This window comes from Streptomyces sp. NBC_01485 (assembly GCF_036227125.1).
Classification (GTDB): Bacteria; Actinomycetota; Actinomycetes; order Streptomycetales; family Streptomycetaceae; genus Streptomyces.
The window spans coordinates 1,256,161-1,270,188 of sequence record NZ_CP109435.1 but is presented as its reverse complement, the minus strand read 5'-3'; the positions used below and the strand labels follow the sequence as shown (position 1 = coordinate 1,270,188).

Genomic DNA, 14,028 nt, shown 5'->3' with positions numbered 1-14,028 from the left:
CATGGATCATCGCAAGCTGACTCAGGCCGAACTGGTCAATGAGGCCCGCGAACGGTTTGGCGACGACCCGATGGCGTGGGGCTTCCAGTGCCCGTCGTGCAAGGACATCGCCACCGGACAGGACTTCCACGAAGCCCTGGAGAAGCACCCCCGCACGCACGCAAGGACAAACGAGTCGGTCATCGCCTCCGATCTGCTCGGGCAGGAGTGCATCGGCCGCACCCTCGGTGCCCTGGCCAAGAGCTACACCGGCCGGGGCTGCACCTGGGCTGCCTACGGCCTCTTGCCCGGCCCCTGGGAGATCGTCTTGCCGGACGGCCGCAGCGTTCACGGCTTCCCCCTCGCGCCGAAGGACGGTGCCTCATGATCACCCCGAACCTCGTGCGCCGTCTGCGCGCCTACACCAGCAACGTCCAGATCCGCCGACTGCGTGTCCAACTCTCCGAAGCGCAGGACCGCAACCGGTGCCTGGAGCAGAGACTCGCCGACCTTCAGACCGCCAACGAGGCTGCCTACAAGGAGCTGCGCGAGGCCACCGGCGGCCCGCTGTTCGACCAGAAGCAGCCGTTCGGCGCGATCCCGGTGAAGGGATCTGCCACGTGATCGCCTACCTCTCCCTCGCCGTCGGGGCGTCCGGCACCGTGGCGGCCGTGTACTTCGTGGCACCCGCCGGCCGGGGCCTGCACCGGTACGTCGCGCCCCGCTCGAAGCTGCGCGCCGACCTCGCCCGCGCCGACGCGGAAGCCGAGGAACTCACCTGCAAGCTGACCGCAGTGACGTCCGAACTCGACGCCGTCACAGCCGACCGCAACGGCCTGAGGGCGAACCTCGGCAAGGCCGAGCGACTCGTCTTGGACGCCGAGGTTGAGGCTGGTCAGCTCCGTGAGACGAACACGAGCCTGAGGGCCGCGCTGTCCAACGCCACCGCCATCAGACCGCTGATGGCGGTGAAGGCCCTCACACCCCCACCGACCCCCGTGCCGTCCTCCGTGGCCGTGCCACTCCGCAAGGCCTCCCTCGCCCACAGCTCGGCCGCCGAGCCGAGCTAACCCAGCCCCGCGCCCGCCGCCCGGATGACACCGGCCCGGCGGCGGGCGCGGCAACCACCGAGAAGAGAAACCCACCGTGTTCAAACACAACACCCCTGCGGCCCCGGCCGCCAGCCACACTCCGGCGATCAGCCTCGACAAGGTCCCCGCCGGCCTCGTCTCCCTCGCCAAGACTGCCACCGTCTCCCTGGCGAAGAACGGTCTGGCCGGGCAGCGTGCCGCGGTGTACCTCGTCGTCGACCGCTCCGGCTCGATGCGCGACTACTTCCGCGACGGCAGCGTCCAGCACCTCGCCGACCAAGCCCTGGGCCTGTCCGTGAACCTGGGCGACGACGGCACCGTGCCCCTCGTGCTGTTCGACTCGCGGCCGTACCCGCTCGTCGACGTCAGCCTCGACCAGTACGAAGGCGTCGTCGATCAGCAGCACCAGTTGCATGGCGGCGAGCGCACGATGGGCGGCACTCAGTACACGATCGCGATGCGCGCGGTCATCGAGCACTACCTGAACGCGGAGGCCACCGACCCCGCTCTCGTCATCTTCCAGACCGACGGCGACCCCCAGGACAAGGACGCCGCCCGGCTCCAGCTTGCCCAGGCCTCCAAGCTTCCGATCTTCTGGTCCTTCGTCGGCTACGGCCACAGCCAGGTCGGCTTCCTGAAGCAGCTGGACAAGATGGGCGGCCGGCTCGTCGACAACGCCAGCTACTTCCACGCCGGAGCCCGGCCACTCAACCTGCCCGACGCCGAGCTGTACGACGGCATCACCAAGGAGTTCGGCACCTGGCTCGCAGCGGCCCGCGCGAAGGGCCTCACGCCGTGAAGCACCGTCTCCCGCGCGCCATCGCAGCAGCCCTCACCGCGGTGCTCCTCCTGCTGCTCGCCGGATGCAGCTCCAAGTACAGCGAGCCCTTCAAGGACGCGCCTCGCTCCGGCAAGGACAACGGGACCCCCGCCGACCTGATTCGCATGCCCGACGGCTTCTCCAACGCCTCGACCAAATGTGATCACGGCAATCGGCTCTACATCGCCTACCACGGCGACTCCCCGTACGCCGCGATCGCCGTCGTCCCGGCCGACCCCACCTGCAACTGATCAGCCCGGCGCGGGGCTGACCCGCCCCGCGCCCCTCCCTCTGGAGCACCCGTTGAAGAAGAAGCCCACCCCCATCGAAGCCCGCGTGACCACCACGCGGCTGCTCGAGATCGTGGCCGCCGACGTCGACAGCACCCCGGACGCGGTCCGCGCCACTGTTATGGCCACGTTCAGCGCCATCGCCCGCGCCACCGCGTCCGGCCACGACGTCGCGGTCACCAACTTCGGCACGTGGATGTCCTACCGGGCCAAGAAGCGCACGGCCCGCAACCCCCAGACGGGAGAGGCAGTCCTCGTGCCCGCACACCAGGCCGTCCGATTCCGGATCTCCCCGCACCTCGCCGACGCCGTGCGGCGCCGCGACCGGAAGGCCAGCATCCGCAAGGCGCCCAAGGGCTCCAAGGCCGCCGGTCGGTGAGCCATGACCTACACCGGATCAGTGCCCGACACGCGCGCCCACCGCCACGACTGGATGGAGCGCATGGCGTGCCGAAACGAGAAGCCCGAGACCTTCTCCGAGAGCAGCCACGAGCACCAGGCCCGCATCATCTGCGTGGTGCGCTGCCCTGTGCGCGCCCAATGCCTCGCCCACGTCCAGAGCATCGAGCACGGCCTCTCCAAGGACCGCCGAGACGGCGTCGTCGCCGGGCTGACCGGGCACGAGCGGTGGCGTCTGGACGCCACAGCAGTCGGTCACAGCACCCATCCGGCACTCGTCTTCACCGGCGTACCGCCGAAGTGCGGCACGTACACCGCGCTCCTGCGCCATCTGTGGCTCGGCGAGCGCATCGACCCAGGGTGCTGGAGCGCCGAAGTCCGCCGTGACCGTCTCAACCGTGCGACCACGGAAGCCGGACAGGCCGAGACGAAGCATGAGGCCGCTGCCGCACCCGTGCCGCCCACAGCCGAGACCACCGTGCCGCAGGCCAAGGAGCCGCCGGCGAAGGGGGACACGCCGCACGAGCGGCGGGTCTACCGGCTGTGGACGGCAGGGCGCAGCGACCTCCAGATCGCCCGGCGTATGGCCGTCAGCGTGCCCCAAGTCCAGAGGGTCCGGGAGCGGCTCGGTCTCCTGCCGAACCTGCACACGAGGAAGGCGTCATGATGACACCGACAGCCGCAGCGTGGGTCCGCGAGCACGTGTGGCCGCCATCGTGGCTGCGCGGCTACGAGCACATCCCCGGGACGTTCCTGGATTGCGCCTGCCAGAAGCCGCCGTCAGTGGAATGCCAACGGGACCAGCACTCGGCGTGCCAGCACGACGGGCACCCGGTCCGCGAGACCGTCATCCAGACGAGCAGCCTGCGGCCCGCGCATCTGCCTGACCCGTACGAGCACCGACCGCCGGCCGGTCGGCGCGGGCGCCGGATCGCAAACGGCATCAACGACCTGGCATGGGTGTGGGTCGCCGGTGCGCTGTGCCGTGAGATCTGCGCCTGCGTCTGCCACCGGCCCGACACCATGACGCCCGCAGCCGTGGCCGCGCCCGTCCAGCTCGACTTGTTCGTGGGGGCGTCATGACCGCCCAACTCGCGCTGTCCCTCTGCCCGTACGGAGGCTGCGACGCCTACGGCTACTGCCTGTGCGCCGAGAACGACGCCGAAGCCGCAAACCTGGAGGAAGCGGCCCTGAACGGCGAACTGGTCAGGCACCTGGCGGCCCGTCCGATCGACACCCTCCCGCCGATCGACACGTACGAACCCTCGGAAGCGACCCCCTGATGTCCACGCTCATGATTGCGGCCGCCGCCGTAGGAACACTCGCCCTGATCGGTGGCGTGCTCGGCCTGTCCGACTCGTGGTTCTGCGGCCTGCTGGCCCTCGCCTGCGTGCTGGGCGCAGCCGACTGCGCCTACCGCGAGCAGAACGGCTACGCCTTCGGCCTGCTGATCTGCGGGGCGATGCTCTCCGGGGGCGCCCTCCACGCGATCCTCGCCGCCGGCCGGGAACAGCGGAGGCAGCGATGACCACCCGCCAGGTGTACGCCGTCGCCGCGCTCGGCGGCCTGTCCGTAGTGCTCGGTCTGATCGTCTTCGTCGGCCTGGCGCTCGCCGTGCACGCCGCCGTCACTCGCCTCATCGAGGCACGCCAGGCCCTTCGGGAGCGCCGCCACGCCGCCCGGTCGGCCGCGGACCTCTCCACCTGCCGGGCCATCGAAGGACTCGGCACCATCAACCACCCCACGGAGTAACCCATGTCCGACCAGCTCGCCCGCACCGGCACCGCAGCCGGAGCCATCGTCATCGGCACCACCGTCATCACCGGCTGGTGGCTGCTCGCCGCCGCGCTCGCCATCGTCGCCCTCGGCGCGATCTGCATACGCGTCGGCTTCCGCCCGGGCCGCAAGGCAGGCCAGCGATGACCAGACCCCTCACCGCCCACCGGCACCGGTCGGGCATCCTCCTCACCGGCGCGATCTGCCTGACGCTGGCCGCCGCCTGGGCCGTCCACCACGGCCTCGAGGCCGCAGGCGACGCCACCGGCTCCCGCCTCGCCGCCGTCTGGGCGGTCACCTTCGTCCTGCTGCTCGCACAGACCCTCATGTACCACTGGGAGCGCCCCCACCGGCCCACCCCGCGCGCCCGCCGCCAACTCGAAGCGCTGCACGTCGCCGTGCTCCTGCCCGTCTACAACGAGGACCCCGGCTATCTGCGACTCGGCCTGGAATCCCTGCTCGCGCAGACCCGGCGCCCCAACGCGGTTCACGTCGTCGACGACGGATCCACCAGCGGCGACTACGCGACCGTTCGCACCTGGTGGACACAGGCCGCGAAGGTCGCCGGGATCACCAGCACCTGGCAACGCACCCCCAACCAGGGCAAACGCCATGCCCAGGCCGCCGCCGTCACCGCCGGCCCCGACGCGGACATCTACGTCACCGTCGACTCGGACTCCTGCCTCGCACCGAACGCGCTTGAGGAACTCCTCCTCCCGTTCACGCGCCGCACCGTGCAGTCCGTTGCCGGGATCGTCCTCGCCACCAACCACCGGGCCAACCTCCTCACCCGAATCACCGACCTGTGGTTCGTCACGGGCCAGCTCACCGACCGCTCCGCCCTGTCCGCCACGGGCAGCGTCCTCGTCAACTCCGGCCCCCTGGCCGCCTACCGGGCCGACGTCGTCCGCGACAACCTCGACGGCTACCTCACCGAGACGTTCCTTGGCCGGCCCGTGATGTTCTCCGACGACTCCCTCCTCACCCTGTACGCGCTGCTGCGTGGTCGGGCCGTGCAGCAGCCCACCGCGGTCGTGTTCACGGCGCTCCCGGAGCGGCCCTCGCACTTCCTGCGCATGTACATGCGGTGGATGCGCGGGTCCACGATCCGCTCCGTGTGGCGCTTCCGCTACCTGCCGCTGTCCGGCTGGGCGTACTGGGCACACCTCCTGCGCTGGTTCCAAGTCGCCCTGTCCACGGCCGTCCTCGGCTGGCTCGTCGTCATCGAACCGCTGGCCTACGACCGCACACCGCCGGCCTCGTTCCTGGTCGTACCGTTCCTGATCGGCTGGGCACAGGCCCTGCGGTTCCTGTCCATCGCCCGCAGCGACGAGACCCTCCCCGGCCGGGTCGCCACCTGGCTGCTGATGCCGCTCGCCGTCATCTCGTCCTGGACGGTGCTTCGTGCGATGCGCTGGTACGGCATGGCCACCTGCGCCCGCACCGGCTGGGGCACTCGCCAGAACGGCGCCGAAGTCGCCCTCGCCTCCCCGGCCGCCGGGGCGCTGCCGGACGACGACACCGTGAAGATCCCCAGGATCCCGGTCGCGAAGCTGCTCGACCCCGAAACCGAGACCACCCTCACCCTGCCCATCCCGCGCCAGCGCACCGCCGCGCCCGTGCACGAAGGAACCGTCCGATGACCGGCAATCCGAACACCACCTACCGCGTCCTGCGCGAGGTGCTCAGCGAACGCGCACTACAGGACGGCCCTGTGCAGGACGGCCAATGGGGTGGCCGCAACCACCCCGATGGCACAGCGGATCGCGGAGACCGCGATCGAGCCGACTTTGCCCGCCACCAGCAAACGGTGATGGCGGGGAGGGGACTGCTCGCGTGGCGGGACATCCTGAACACGCAGGTGCGGGAGACATTCGCCGAGTCCGACCCGGCCGTGCTGCGCGCCAAGCTGGTGCACGTCGCAGCCTTCGCCGTCGCCTGGATCGAGGCCATCGACCGGCGCAACACAGCATCCCTGACCGAGGGAGCCGCGCGATGAGCCATCCGACATTCCCAAGGGCCTTCGTTGTCCAGCGGGACGAGGACGTAAGCGGCATCTCCGGCGAGGGCGTCGTCGCCGAAGGCGTGCAGTTCTCCGACGGTTGGGTGGCCACCCACTGGCTCGACCAGGCACCCATGCACGAACCGAAGACCGACGTCTGGCACAACAAGGGCGCGGCACCGTTCGAGCGCGTCCACGGGCACGGCGGTCGCACGCGCATCCAGTGGGCCGACGAAGTGGCCGCCGCCCGCAGCGAACTCGTCGGCGACGTCATCAATGCGTTCGACGTCCCCGCGTCCATCCTCGGCCCCGAGCAGGAACGGGCGCACCTGCACCGGCAGATCGAGCGCGCCGTCCAGGCTGTGCAAGACGGGCAGGCCGCCTCAGTCGAAATCGGCGACGAACGGATTGTCGCCGCGGTCATGCCGGTCGTCGAGCAGCTCCTGAAGCAGCGCGACCGGTGGCGGCACGCGGTCGGCCGGGCCCACGCGCTCGCCTACCGCTGGCAGGGCGCGCACGGCTCGTCGATGTTCCTCGTGCGGACCGCCGGCGCCGAGCTGCTCGATGTCCTGGGCGATTCCGAGGGCGTGGCGAGCGACGTCGTCCAGTCGGGGCTGAAGCCCCAGGCCAGCAGCCGGGCAGGGGTGGACGAATCCGGGCTGGAGTGCGTGTGCGGCGATCGCGTGCAGTGGATGGCTCACCCCGACGCCCCTGGGTGGATCCATTCGCCCGGCTCGGACACGTCCTGCGCCAGTGCCCGGCCGCGCTGCCCCGAGTGCCAGATGCCGCACGCGCTGATCCCGGGCCGACCGCCATGGTGCCGCTCGATTCGCGCGTGCCTGGTTGGGGCGGACCGCATAGCCGCTGTCGAGTGCTTCGCGCTGCACACCCGCTTCACACCCGCCCGGCAGTGCATCCGTGCCGCGCAGCATTGTGGCGACCACATCGATGAACACGGCTTCCACTGGTCGGACACCGTGGCTGTGTACCCGGTGTGCGCCAACGCTGGGCACCAGGAGCACCCCGGCTTTACCTGCGCTGAGGTCGACCAGACGCGGCCGTACTGGAACGCCCGGTGGGGTGAGGAGCGCGCTCAAGGGCGTGGCACTGCCGAGCCGGAGCCCGAGTACGCCCAGGCCGAGAGCGACTGCTCGAACCCGGATCACGTCTGCGGGACCTGCGGCGACTGCGTCTACGAGCACCCGGGAGAGGGCGGATGCGGGGACAAGGGTTCGGACATCCGAGTGGACAAAATCGGGCCTACAATCCCGAACTACCTGGTCAACGAGGGTGAGTGGCCGGACAACGACTCGGTCACCATCACCGTCACCGATCCGGCGTGGCTTTGCAGGCAGTACGCGGACGCCATCACTTCCGAGCACTACCGGCGCTCTCGCGAACGCATCGTCGCGTCCCCCGAGGAGCACAGCGCCGCGATGGCCGACGTGGTGATGAGCGTCCGCGACCGGCACATAGAACAGCTTCGCCAGCGCCTCATCCTCAACAGCCGCTGGCGCCGCCACGCACTGGGCAGCAATGACCGGCAGGCCTGCCCCTACTGCACCGGCGCCCCGCAGTTCCTCCGTAGCGAACTCGGCGCGCACGTCCAGGAGAAGCACGCCCGCGTTCTGGCCATGCTCGCCAGCGGCGGAAGTCTTGACGAGCACTTGGCCGACCCGGAGACGCGCTGCCGCCTTCCTCACGAGATGGAGGGCTGATCGTGACGCTTAAGAAGGAGCCCACCACACAGGACCTTGAGCACGTACGCGACGAACTGCGCGCTGAGATCCGTGAGGGCCGCGAGACGCTCAAGGACCTCCAGGCCGCCATCAAGGAGGCGCGTGCAGTCGCGCCGCGCATCGTCACCGACCTGCTGACGGCGGAGGTCGCCAAGCAACTGGAGAAGCTGAGCGACCACACGAAGAAGGCGATGGACGACAGCGCTGCCCGGGTCATCGCCAAGTTCGACGAACTCTTCCGAGTGATCACCGGCCAAGACCCCGAATCGCGCCGGGCCGGGAAGGCCTCGATCCCCGAACTGCTCGCACAACGAGACCTCCCGCAGGAGGCCGACCGTGCGTGAAGGGCTTCAGCCGGACGCCACCGCAGAGCAGTTGCAGAACCAGATGGAGTGGTACCGCAGCGAGCTGGCTGGCGCGCGCTCGACGATCCGGCACATGACCCGGTCCATGAGCTGGCTGTCTGGCCACGACCGCCAAGGCCTCGACCACCTCGACGAAGCCATGAGTGAGGCCCGAGCCCGCGAACGCGCCGTCGAACAAGCCCGCCGGTGGGCCACCCGCGCCAGGGCCACCGAAGCCGCGCTCACCCAACTCGCCGACCAGCTCGAAGCGAAAGAAGCACACGGCGGGGCCTGGGACAGCAACCAAGAGGCCGCGCGCCGCATCCGCGCCGTCCTCGAACAGCAGAAAGGCCCGACCACATGACCATCGTCCGACGCGTCGGCACCAGCCCCGCATCCCGGGGCAGCGTGAGCGGCGCCAACTGCCCCGACGTCCTCGAACTCCACTCGGGCGACTTCATGGTCATCGGCAATGCCCCTGGAGTTCCCAACATCAGGCCGGCCGAGATGAGCGAGCACGGCGCGAGCATCGGCCCGGGCGAGCAGGCCGTCATCGTCCCACGCGAGGTCCTGCTCGCCGCTGCCCGCGACCTCATGCAGGAGGGCTGATCGACCATGCCAGCCAAGACGCAGCCCAGCACCGAGCAGTTGGAGCAGGCACGCGACCAACTCCGCGCCGCGATCCGGGAAGGCCGCGAGACCCTCAAGGATCTCCGCGCCGCGATCAAGGAGGCGCGTGAAGTCGCTCCTCGACTTGTCACCGACATCCTCACCGCTGAAGTCACCCGGCAGATAGAGGTGCTGGGCGTACACACCAAGAAGGCCATGGACGACAGCGCGGCCCGCGTCATCAGGAAGTTCGACGATCTGTTTCGTGCGATCACCGGACAGGACCATGCAACACGGCATGCCGGAAGGCCATCGATCCCCGAACTCATCGCGGACCGCGAGCGGTCAGGGGAGGGCTGAACCGTGGCCAACCAGCAGACCATCGACGCCCTGCTCGACGCCTACGCCGGCCGGGGTCGCGCCCTCCAACGCATGCTCTGGCTCGTCGCCCACCACGCGGACCAGATCGCCGCAGACCCGTCCCTCGTGCTCCGGGCCCTGGACGCCCAACCGCAGTGCCTCGGCTGGTGCCCGCCCGGGTGCACGGGTGAGTGCACACCCAACGCCTCGGTCATGGCACGTCATCACGCCCTCGGCCCGAAGGAGGACTGACGATGGCACGCCTGATCAGAGCCGACAGCATCGACAGAATCCTCACCGAAAAGGGCCACCACCGCTCCGAGTTCATCGACGGGAACTGGGACCCCGGGATCCGCGTCGCCCAGGCCGGCCGCCGCCAAGCCCACGTGTTCTGGGACGGCCCCGGCGAGTCCGACCAGCTCGAGGTCATCACCGTCGAGCTGCGCGCCGCCGACTACCACGTCGTCCCCACCCAGCAGGACCGCGGTGGCCGACGCCGACTGGAGGTGACCCGCCCGTGAGACTGATCGTGGTCACCATCGCCCCCGTGCAGCAGGTCGCGGCCGAGCCGGAAACCCTCGACCAGCTCACCGCCAGCCTGCGCGCGCAGCTCAGCGAGCGCCTCGAACAGCCGGTTCCCACGAGCCAGCTCGGCAGCGTCTTCGGCTGGCCCCTGGTCGCTGACGTGACCCTGCCGCCCGGCTTCGTGTACCTGCGCCCGACGCCGCGCCCGCAGTCCGACGTACAGCCGGAGGAGGTGACCGGGCCGTGAGAGGACGTCGCGTGATCGACACCGAGGCCCTGCGGAACCAGATGACTCGCAGCCCGCACCTGTTCCGCGCCGTGCACCGCTGGCTGCGCATCAACGGCATCGACCCGGGCGACGTGCCCGTGCCCTCGGAGCTGGCGGTCGAGGACGGCGCGTTCGGGCTTGTCATCCGGTACGAGGCGTATCTGCGCAACGCCGCCGGCCACAGGTACGTCGACCCCGCCGACCGTGACCGGGCCGCCAGGGAGAACCGCACCGTCCTGCTCCAACTCGCCCCGCCCGCCGAGTGGTTCACCACCGAAGAAGAGAGCGATGAGCACGCCCACTGAAGAACTCCGCACCGCCGCCGCACGGCTGCGCAACAACACGAACTGCGACGGCCACCTCGTCGACTGCAATAGCCGCGAGCTGCTGGAGATGCTCCGAATCCTGCTGGCCGCCCGCGAGCCTCTCCTCCGTTGGCTGGAGGACGCCGCGACCCTCCACTTGCCGGTCAGCGAGTGCGGCTACTGCGACGGGCGGCGCAACCCGCTCAAGCTGCCGTGCCCGGCGCTGGCGGCGGCGCGCGCCATCAACGGCGTCACCGAGCCCGGCCCCGGCCAGGACGGTCGCATCGAAGACAAGCTCAGCGGGAGCTTCCTGTACGAGCAGCTGAAGCGCATCGCAGGAGACGGCTCGTGACCACCCTCGCGCCCGAACGAGCGCCCGCCACCGTGGGGGACGCAGACGACGACCTCACGCATTCGGTGTGTGAGTGCACTCCGGACATCGCCCTGTGCGGCACCGACATGGCCGGGGCGGAGTGGGCCGACGAGGACGACGACGTGACCTGCTGTGTCGTCTGCCTGGACCTCGAGGACGAGCCCTGCCCGAAGTGCGGCCAGTGACCCACCAGAACGAAGGAACCACCATGCAACCCGCCTTCACCCGCGGCTTCCGCCTCCACCACAACCGTCGGATCTACGACGGCGCGGAGTTCCCGTCAGGCCGCGTATACGTCATCGACGACCCCGAGTACGGGCTCGCCACGGCTGCGACATCGATGGAGCACCTGCTGAGCGGCTACCACGGTGCTCGCGTCGAATGGGCCGGCGACCAGCTCGTGCCCACCGCGCTGCTGCTCGACCTGGTGCACATCGTGGCGAACGCCCGGCGGGACCGGCCATTCCCCGAGACCGCAGCCCAGGCCGTCGTCGCCCAGATGACGAAGTACCTGGGCTACGACGTCGCCGAGCGTGCTGCGGAGCAGGAAGCCAACCGGGCGCTCGCGCGCGGCGAGACGCACCTGTGAGACCGCCGCATCCCGGCGACGTAATCGCCGATCACCCGACCGTCCTGGAGGTCGCGCTCGCAATCGCGGACGCCGACCTCCGCGACCGCCACGGACCCGAGAACAGCGTCCAGCCCTGGTACCTCGCCCCGATGGGCCCAACCGACCACCTCTACCCCAACTGCCCCGGCCTCCGCCGCTCCCTGGCGCCCGGCGAGGAACCGGCCGAAGGCAGCGGTGCCCTGTACCCCGACGCCGGCGACGTGTGCGGCTGGTGCCGCCGCGTCTGGCACGCACGACGAAGCAAGGAGAACACCGATGGACGCTAACCACCGCGTCATCACGATCGACCGCCACGAGTGGGCGCTGAAGTCCCCCGTGCACCACACCGAGGTCGAGAAGGCCGTCACCGTTGCTGAGCGGGTGCGGGCCGATCTCGCCTCGAAGGGCATCCGTACCGGCGACGTCCACATCGGCGGCGACGACCAGGAGTTGGTCATCTCCTTCGAAGCGGAGCGGCCGAAGAACGCCAAGCGGTCCGGAGCCGCCTTCACCGTGAACGAAGAGGAGATGGCCCGTGGCTGACGACATGCCGGAGCCCATCGCCGAACTCGCGGCGCTCGCCGCTCAGCATCACGAGCTGTACACGGCGTGGGTCTCCGCTGGCTTCACTGAGCACCAGGCCCTGGAGCTCCTGAAGACGGTCATCCTCGCGAACCCAACAGGAGGATCCGATGCCTGAGAAGCAGGTGAGCCTCACGCTCACGTTCGCCACCGACAGCGATCCCGCCAGCGTCGGCGCCCGGGTTGTGGAGATCGTCGTGGCTGAGGTCCCAGCGAACCTGATCGGCGCGCACTGGCACGGCTACGAGGTCTCCGACGAGGCGGAGCCGGACCCGGGGTGCCCGCACACCTCGTGGGAGGAGACCCCGTTCCGGCTGGGCGACGGCACACCGGTGGCGAGTAGGAAGTGCTCCGACTGCGAGCAGAGCCTTCCCACCATCCTCTTGGATGGCCCGAAGTCCCGGGAGACGCCTCGTGATCGATGAGAACAGCATCGAGCTCACCTTCAAGCGGTACGCCATGGACTTCGCGGCCAACCAGGATCTGTTCCTCCACGTCGACGTGTCAGTGCAGCAGCACTTCTTCGGGCAGTACCTGTTCCGGTTCCGGACGCAGATCCTCGCCGACGACCTGCCGCCCGTGCAGCTCACCCATTGCACCCGAGTCCCGTACGAGGTGCCGGCGTCGACCTGGCAGGCATGGAAGAAACGTCACGCCAACCGCTGGTACGCCCGCCGACTCGTCGCCCGCTGGCCGGTGCGCTACGAGCCGGATCCGGACGGCCGCGGCACCACCGCGGTGTGCACCTTCGACCTGGAGCGCTACCGCACCTACCCGCGCGCCCGGGTGCAGCTTCCGCACGACCAGTTCGGTCAGGCGTACCTCGCCCACGGCATCCGGAACGTCCGATGGGACTTGGAGGGGGACACCGGTGACAGTCTCTGATCCTTCCGCCCCGGTCCGCCACGGCTGGATGGGGTACAAGCGGGGCTGCCGCTGCGACGAGTGCCGCGCCGCCAATACCCGCATGTACAAAGCGGGGTACGAGCGGCGCCGCCAGCGGGCGGCAACTGCCGATTTCCAGCACGGTGCCAGCGGCTACGGCAACTGGGGCTGCCGCTGCGAGACATGCACGAAGGCGCACAGCGCTGCGTGCCGACCGGCGCGAGAGCGGCTGCTGGCGAAGTACGCGTCGACGGGCGACGGCGGTCGACGACGGTGGACTCAGCAGGAACTCGAACTCGCAGCTCGCGACGACCTGCCGGTCGGAGAGATCGCCCGCCGGGTCGGCCGTTCCTATCAGGCGGTGGCAACCAAGCGCGCCGCACTCAGGACTACTCGGAGGGCTGCCGATGCAGACGCTTGACGAACTGGTCGCCGACATCCTCGACCGCTACCGCGGCGACGAGGAGCACCCCGGCGACGGCGGCCCCGGCCTCATCGACCGCCTCGACCACCTTCCCCTGCGCACCAGGCCGGCCCCGGACGGCGGCCACGCCCCGCCCGGCTCCCGGCCGCCGACGTCGCTCGAGGCCGTGTCCTGGTCGCAGCGCATCAAGACGGAGGCCGTGCAGCTCGACGCCGACCTGCGCGGCTCGGACCGCACGCAGACGTGGGCGCGGGCGCTGAAGGCGCTCCCGCCCGGCGCGGAGAACTCGGACCGGGTGCCAGAGGTGCGGCGGATCGTGGCCCGTTGGCACGGCACCGTCCTCACCGTCCTCGGACTGCGCGGCGCATCCGTGCACTTCCGGCACGCCCTGTGCCTGGCCTGCGGGTTGCGCACGGTGTACGGCCGGGCTGATGACGACCGGCCGCGCGGCTGGTGCATCAACGACGCCTGCTTGGACGGCGACACCGGAGCCCCCGCCCGCTACGAGGGCGGCCGTTTGTATCTGCTCACGGAGAACCGGGCGTCGTGAGCAGCCGCCCAGGTTGATCAACAACGGGTGTGGGAGAGTGTGGAGTTGTCAAAGAAAGTGCGACTCCAGGGTTGTGGCAGCTCGTACTTTCTCGTAC

Annotated in this window: 32 protein-coding genes; all 32 read left to right on the top strand. The window is 69.9% G+C overall.

The genetic code is table 11. The features are described from left to right. Position 1: 1 nt before the first annotated feature. The 32 genes from OG352_RS05575 to OG352_RS05420 all read left to right on the top strand — a co-directional run bounded on the left by OG352_RS05575 (position 2) and on the right by OG352_RS05420 (position 13,931). A complete protein-coding gene (locus OG352_RS05575; RefSeq protein WP_329214940.1) occupies positions 2–367 on the top strand; it encodes a VVA0879 family protein in 366 nt (121 codons plus the stop codon). Further along, a complete protein-coding gene (locus OG352_RS05570) occupies positions 364–603 on the top strand; it encodes a hypothetical protein (protein WP_329214938.1) in 240 nt (79 codons plus the stop codon). The genes OG352_RS05575 and OG352_RS05570 overlap by 4 nt, the downstream gene beginning before the upstream one ends. After that, positions 600–1,049 carry a hypothetical protein gene (locus tag OG352_RS05565; protein ID WP_329214936.1) on the top strand — a complete coding sequence of 150 codons (450 nt, stop codon included), beginning with the start codon at positions 600–602 and terminating at the stop codon, positions 1,047–1,049. The genes OG352_RS05570 and OG352_RS05565 overlap by 4 nt, the downstream gene beginning before the upstream one ends. A 76-nt stretch (positions 1,050–1,125) precedes the next feature. Beyond that, the gene (locus tag OG352_RS05560) at positions 1,126–1,869 is read left to right on the top strand and encodes a VWA domain-containing protein (protein WP_329214934.1); all 744 of its coding nucleotides are present in this window, start codon (positions 1,126–1,128) and stop codon (positions 1,867–1,869) included. Beyond that, entirely contained in the window at positions 1,866–2,141 is a 276-nt protein-coding gene (locus tag OG352_RS05555) for a hypothetical protein (RefSeq protein WP_329214932.1), read from the top strand. The genes OG352_RS05560 and OG352_RS05555 overlap by 4 nt, the downstream gene beginning before the upstream one ends. 52 nt (positions 2,142–2,193) lie before the next feature. After that, entirely contained in the window at positions 2,194–2,559 is a 366-nt protein-coding gene (locus OG352_RS05550) for an HU family DNA-binding protein (protein ID WP_329214930.1), read from the top strand. Between the two features lie 21 nt (positions 2,560–2,580). Continuing rightward, positions 2,581–3,246 carry a WhiB family transcriptional regulator gene (locus tag OG352_RS05545; protein WP_329214928.1) on the top strand — a complete coding sequence of 222 codons (666 nt, stop codon included), beginning with the start codon at positions 2,581–2,583 and terminating at the stop codon, positions 3,244–3,246. Next, positions 3,243–3,662, top strand: a complete 420-nt coding sequence (locus OG352_RS05540) for a hypothetical protein (RefSeq protein WP_329214926.1) — start codon at positions 3,243–3,245, stop codon at positions 3,660–3,662. Before OG352_RS05545 ends, OG352_RS05540 begins: the two co-directional genes overlap by 4 nt. Continuing rightward, positions 3,659–3,862, top strand: coding sequence for a hypothetical protein (locus tag OG352_RS05535; protein ID WP_329214924.1), 204 nt, complete (start codon positions 3,659–3,661; stop codon positions 3,860–3,862). The genes OG352_RS05540 and OG352_RS05535 overlap by 4 nt, the downstream gene beginning before the upstream one ends. Next, complete coding sequence (locus OG352_RS05530; RefSeq protein ID WP_329214922.1) at positions 3,862–4,107, top strand: hypothetical protein; 246 nt, start codon at positions 3,862–3,864, stop codon at positions 4,105–4,107. Before OG352_RS05535 ends, OG352_RS05530 begins: the two co-directional genes overlap by 1 nt. Beyond that, positions 4,104–4,331: a hypothetical protein gene (locus tag OG352_RS05525; RefSeq protein WP_329214920.1), complete on the top strand. Its 228-nt coding sequence runs from the start codon at positions 4,104–4,106 to the stop codon at positions 4,329–4,331. Before OG352_RS05530 ends, OG352_RS05525 begins: the two co-directional genes overlap by 4 nt. A gap of 3 nt (positions 4,332–4,334) precedes the next feature. Beyond that, on the top strand, positions 4,335–4,502 hold the full coding sequence (locus OG352_RS05520; protein ID WP_329214919.1) for a hypothetical protein: 168 nt from the start codon (positions 4,335–4,337) through the stop codon (positions 4,500–4,502). Next, entirely contained in the window at positions 4,499–5,998 is a 1,500-nt protein-coding gene (locus OG352_RS05515; RefSeq protein ID WP_329214918.1) for a glycosyltransferase family 2 protein, read from the top strand. Before OG352_RS05520 ends, OG352_RS05515 begins: the two co-directional genes overlap by 4 nt. Further along, positions 5,995–6,354 carry a hypothetical protein gene (locus tag OG352_RS05510; RefSeq protein ID WP_329214916.1) on the top strand — a complete coding sequence of 120 codons (360 nt, stop codon included), beginning with the start codon at positions 5,995–5,997 and terminating at the stop codon, positions 6,352–6,354. Before OG352_RS05515 ends, OG352_RS05510 begins: the two co-directional genes overlap by 4 nt. Beyond that, positions 6,351–8,075 carry a hypothetical protein gene (locus tag OG352_RS05505; protein WP_329214914.1) on the top strand — a complete coding sequence of 575 codons (1,725 nt, stop codon included), beginning with the start codon at positions 6,351–6,353 and terminating at the stop codon, positions 8,073–8,075. The genes OG352_RS05510 and OG352_RS05505 overlap by 4 nt, the downstream gene beginning before the upstream one ends. A gap of 2 nt (positions 8,076–8,077) precedes the next feature. Then, positions 8,078–8,440, top strand: coding sequence for a hypothetical protein (locus OG352_RS05500; RefSeq protein WP_329214912.1), 363 nt, complete (start codon positions 8,078–8,080; stop codon positions 8,438–8,440). Continuing rightward, positions 8,433–8,804, top strand: coding sequence for a hypothetical protein (locus OG352_RS05495; protein WP_329214910.1), 372 nt, complete (start codon positions 8,433–8,435; stop codon positions 8,802–8,804). The genes OG352_RS05500 and OG352_RS05495 overlap by 8 nt, the downstream gene beginning before the upstream one ends. Next, entirely contained in the window at positions 8,801–9,049 is a 249-nt protein-coding gene (locus tag OG352_RS05490) for a hypothetical protein (protein ID WP_329214908.1), read from the top strand. The genes OG352_RS05495 and OG352_RS05490 overlap by 4 nt, the downstream gene beginning before the upstream one ends. Positions 9,050–9,055: 6 nt before the next feature. Further along, positions 9,056–9,409, top strand: coding sequence for a hypothetical protein (locus tag OG352_RS05485; protein ID WP_329214906.1), 354 nt, complete (start codon positions 9,056–9,058; stop codon positions 9,407–9,409). A gap of 3 nt (positions 9,410–9,412) precedes the next feature. Then, complete coding sequence (locus tag OG352_RS05480) at positions 9,413–9,661, top strand: hypothetical protein (RefSeq protein WP_329214904.1); 249 nt, start codon at positions 9,413–9,415, stop codon at positions 9,659–9,661. A gap of 2 nt (positions 9,662–9,663) precedes the next feature. Then, positions 9,664–9,930, top strand: coding sequence for a hypothetical protein (locus OG352_RS05475; protein WP_329214902.1), 267 nt, complete (start codon positions 9,664–9,666; stop codon positions 9,928–9,930). Then, positions 9,927–10,181 carry a hypothetical protein gene (locus tag OG352_RS05470; RefSeq protein WP_329214900.1) on the top strand — a complete coding sequence of 85 codons (255 nt, stop codon included), beginning with the start codon at positions 9,927–9,929 and terminating at the stop codon, positions 10,179–10,181. The genes OG352_RS05475 and OG352_RS05470 overlap by 4 nt, the downstream gene beginning before the upstream one ends. 11 nt (positions 10,182–10,192) lie before the next feature. After that, a complete protein-coding gene (locus tag OG352_RS05465; RefSeq protein WP_329214898.1) occupies positions 10,193–10,507 on the top strand; it encodes a hypothetical protein in 315 nt (104 codons plus the stop codon). After that, positions 10,491–10,859 carry a hypothetical protein gene (locus OG352_RS05460; protein ID WP_329214896.1) on the top strand — a complete coding sequence of 123 codons (369 nt, stop codon included), beginning with the start codon at positions 10,491–10,493 and terminating at the stop codon, positions 10,857–10,859. The genes OG352_RS05465 and OG352_RS05460 overlap by 17 nt, the downstream gene beginning before the upstream one ends. Then, positions 10,856–11,065, top strand: a complete 210-nt coding sequence (locus OG352_RS05455) for a hypothetical protein (protein ID WP_329214894.1) — start codon at positions 10,856–10,858, stop codon at positions 11,063–11,065. The genes OG352_RS05460 and OG352_RS05455 overlap by 4 nt, the downstream gene beginning before the upstream one ends. 23 nt (positions 11,066–11,088) lie before the next feature. Then, entirely contained in the window at positions 11,089–11,469 is a 381-nt protein-coding gene (locus OG352_RS05450) for a hypothetical protein (protein WP_329214891.1), read from the top strand. Beyond that, positions 11,466–11,777, top strand: a complete 312-nt coding sequence (locus OG352_RS05445; RefSeq protein WP_329214889.1) for a hypothetical protein — start codon at positions 11,466–11,468, stop codon at positions 11,775–11,777. Before OG352_RS05450 ends, OG352_RS05445 begins: the two co-directional genes overlap by 4 nt. Next, positions 11,767–12,033 carry a hypothetical protein gene (locus OG352_RS05440; RefSeq protein ID WP_329214887.1) on the top strand — a complete coding sequence of 89 codons (267 nt, stop codon included), beginning with the start codon at positions 11,767–11,769 and terminating at the stop codon, positions 12,031–12,033. The genes OG352_RS05445 and OG352_RS05440 overlap by 11 nt, the downstream gene beginning before the upstream one ends. After that, complete coding sequence (locus OG352_RS05435; RefSeq protein ID WP_329214884.1) at positions 12,026–12,190, top strand: hypothetical protein; 165 nt, start codon at positions 12,026–12,028, stop codon at positions 12,188–12,190. Before OG352_RS05440 ends, OG352_RS05435 begins: the two co-directional genes overlap by 8 nt. Then, on the top strand, positions 12,183–12,497 hold the full coding sequence (locus tag OG352_RS05430) for a hypothetical protein (RefSeq protein ID WP_329214882.1): 315 nt from the start codon (positions 12,183–12,185) through the stop codon (positions 12,495–12,497). The genes OG352_RS05435 and OG352_RS05430 overlap by 8 nt, the downstream gene beginning before the upstream one ends. Further along, positions 12,487–12,957: a hypothetical protein gene (locus OG352_RS05425; RefSeq protein ID WP_329214880.1), complete on the top strand. Its 471-nt coding sequence runs from the start codon at positions 12,487–12,489 to the stop codon at positions 12,955–12,957. Before OG352_RS05430 ends, OG352_RS05425 begins: the two co-directional genes overlap by 11 nt. A gap of 407 nt (positions 12,958–13,364) precedes the next feature. Beyond that, positions 13,365–13,931: a hypothetical protein gene (locus OG352_RS05420; protein WP_329214879.1), complete on the top strand. Its 567-nt coding sequence runs from the start codon at positions 13,365–13,367 to the stop codon at positions 13,929–13,931. The last annotated feature ends 97 nt before the right edge of the window (positions 13,932–14,028 follow it).

Coding starts and splice junctions, on each gene's coding strand:
- OG352_RS05520 (WP_329214919.1), top strand. CDS start 4,335: ATGTCCGACCAGCTCGCCCGCACCGGCACCGCAGCCGGAGCCATCGTC.
- OG352_RS05535 (WP_329214924.1), top strand. CDS start 3,659: ATGACCGCCCAACTCGCGCTGTCCCTCTGCCCGTACGGAGGCTGCGAC.
- OG352_RS05575 (WP_329214940.1), top strand. CDS start 2: ATGGATCATCGCAAGCTGACTCAGGCCGAACTGGTCAATGAGGCCCGC.
- OG352_RS05430 (WP_329214882.1), top strand. CDS start 12,183: ATGCCTGAGAAGCAGGTGAGCCTCACGCTCACGTTCGCCACCGACAGC.
- OG352_RS05450 (WP_329214891.1), top strand. CDS start 11,089: ATGCAACCCGCCTTCACCCGCGGCTTCCGCCTCCACCACAACCGTCGG.
- OG352_RS05505 (WP_329214914.1), top strand. CDS start 6,351: ATGAGCCATCCGACATTCCCAAGGGCCTTCGTTGTCCAGCGGGACGAG.
- OG352_RS05440 (WP_329214887.1), top strand. CDS start 11,767: ATGGACGCTAACCACCGCGTCATCACGATCGACCGCCACGAGTGGGCG.
- OG352_RS05510 (WP_329214916.1), top strand. CDS start 5,995: ATGACCGGCAATCCGAACACCACCTACCGCGTCCTGCGCGAGGTGCTC.
- OG352_RS05420 (WP_329214879.1), top strand. CDS start 13,365: ATGCAGACGCTTGACGAACTGGTCGCCGACATCCTCGACCGCTACCGC.
- OG352_RS05525 (WP_329214920.1), top strand. CDS start 4,104: ATGACCACCCGCCAGGTGTACGCCGTCGCCGCGCTCGGCGGCCTGTCC.
- OG352_RS05475 (WP_329214902.1), top strand. CDS start 9,664: ATGGCACGCCTGATCAGAGCCGACAGCATCGACAGAATCCTCACCGAA.
- OG352_RS05485 (WP_329214906.1), top strand. CDS start 9,056: ATGCCAGCCAAGACGCAGCCCAGCACCGAGCAGTTGGAGCAGGCACGC.
- OG352_RS05530 (WP_329214922.1), top strand. CDS start 3,862: ATGTCCACGCTCATGATTGCGGCCGCCGCCGTAGGAACACTCGCCCTG.
- OG352_RS05570 (WP_329214938.1), top strand. CDS start 364: ATGATCACCCCGAACCTCGTGCGCCGTCTGCGCGCCTACACCAGCAAC.
- OG352_RS05460 (WP_329214896.1), top strand. CDS start 10,491: ATGAGCACGCCCACTGAAGAACTCCGCACCGCCGCCGCACGGCTGCGC.
- OG352_RS05490 (WP_329214908.1), top strand. CDS start 8,801: ATGACCATCGTCCGACGCGTCGGCACCAGCCCCGCATCCCGGGGCAGC.
- OG352_RS05540 (WP_329214926.1), top strand. CDS start 3,243: ATGATGACACCGACAGCCGCAGCGTGGGTCCGCGAGCACGTGTGGCCG.
- OG352_RS05515 (WP_329214918.1), top strand. CDS start 4,499: ATGACCAGACCCCTCACCGCCCACCGGCACCGGTCGGGCATCCTCCTC.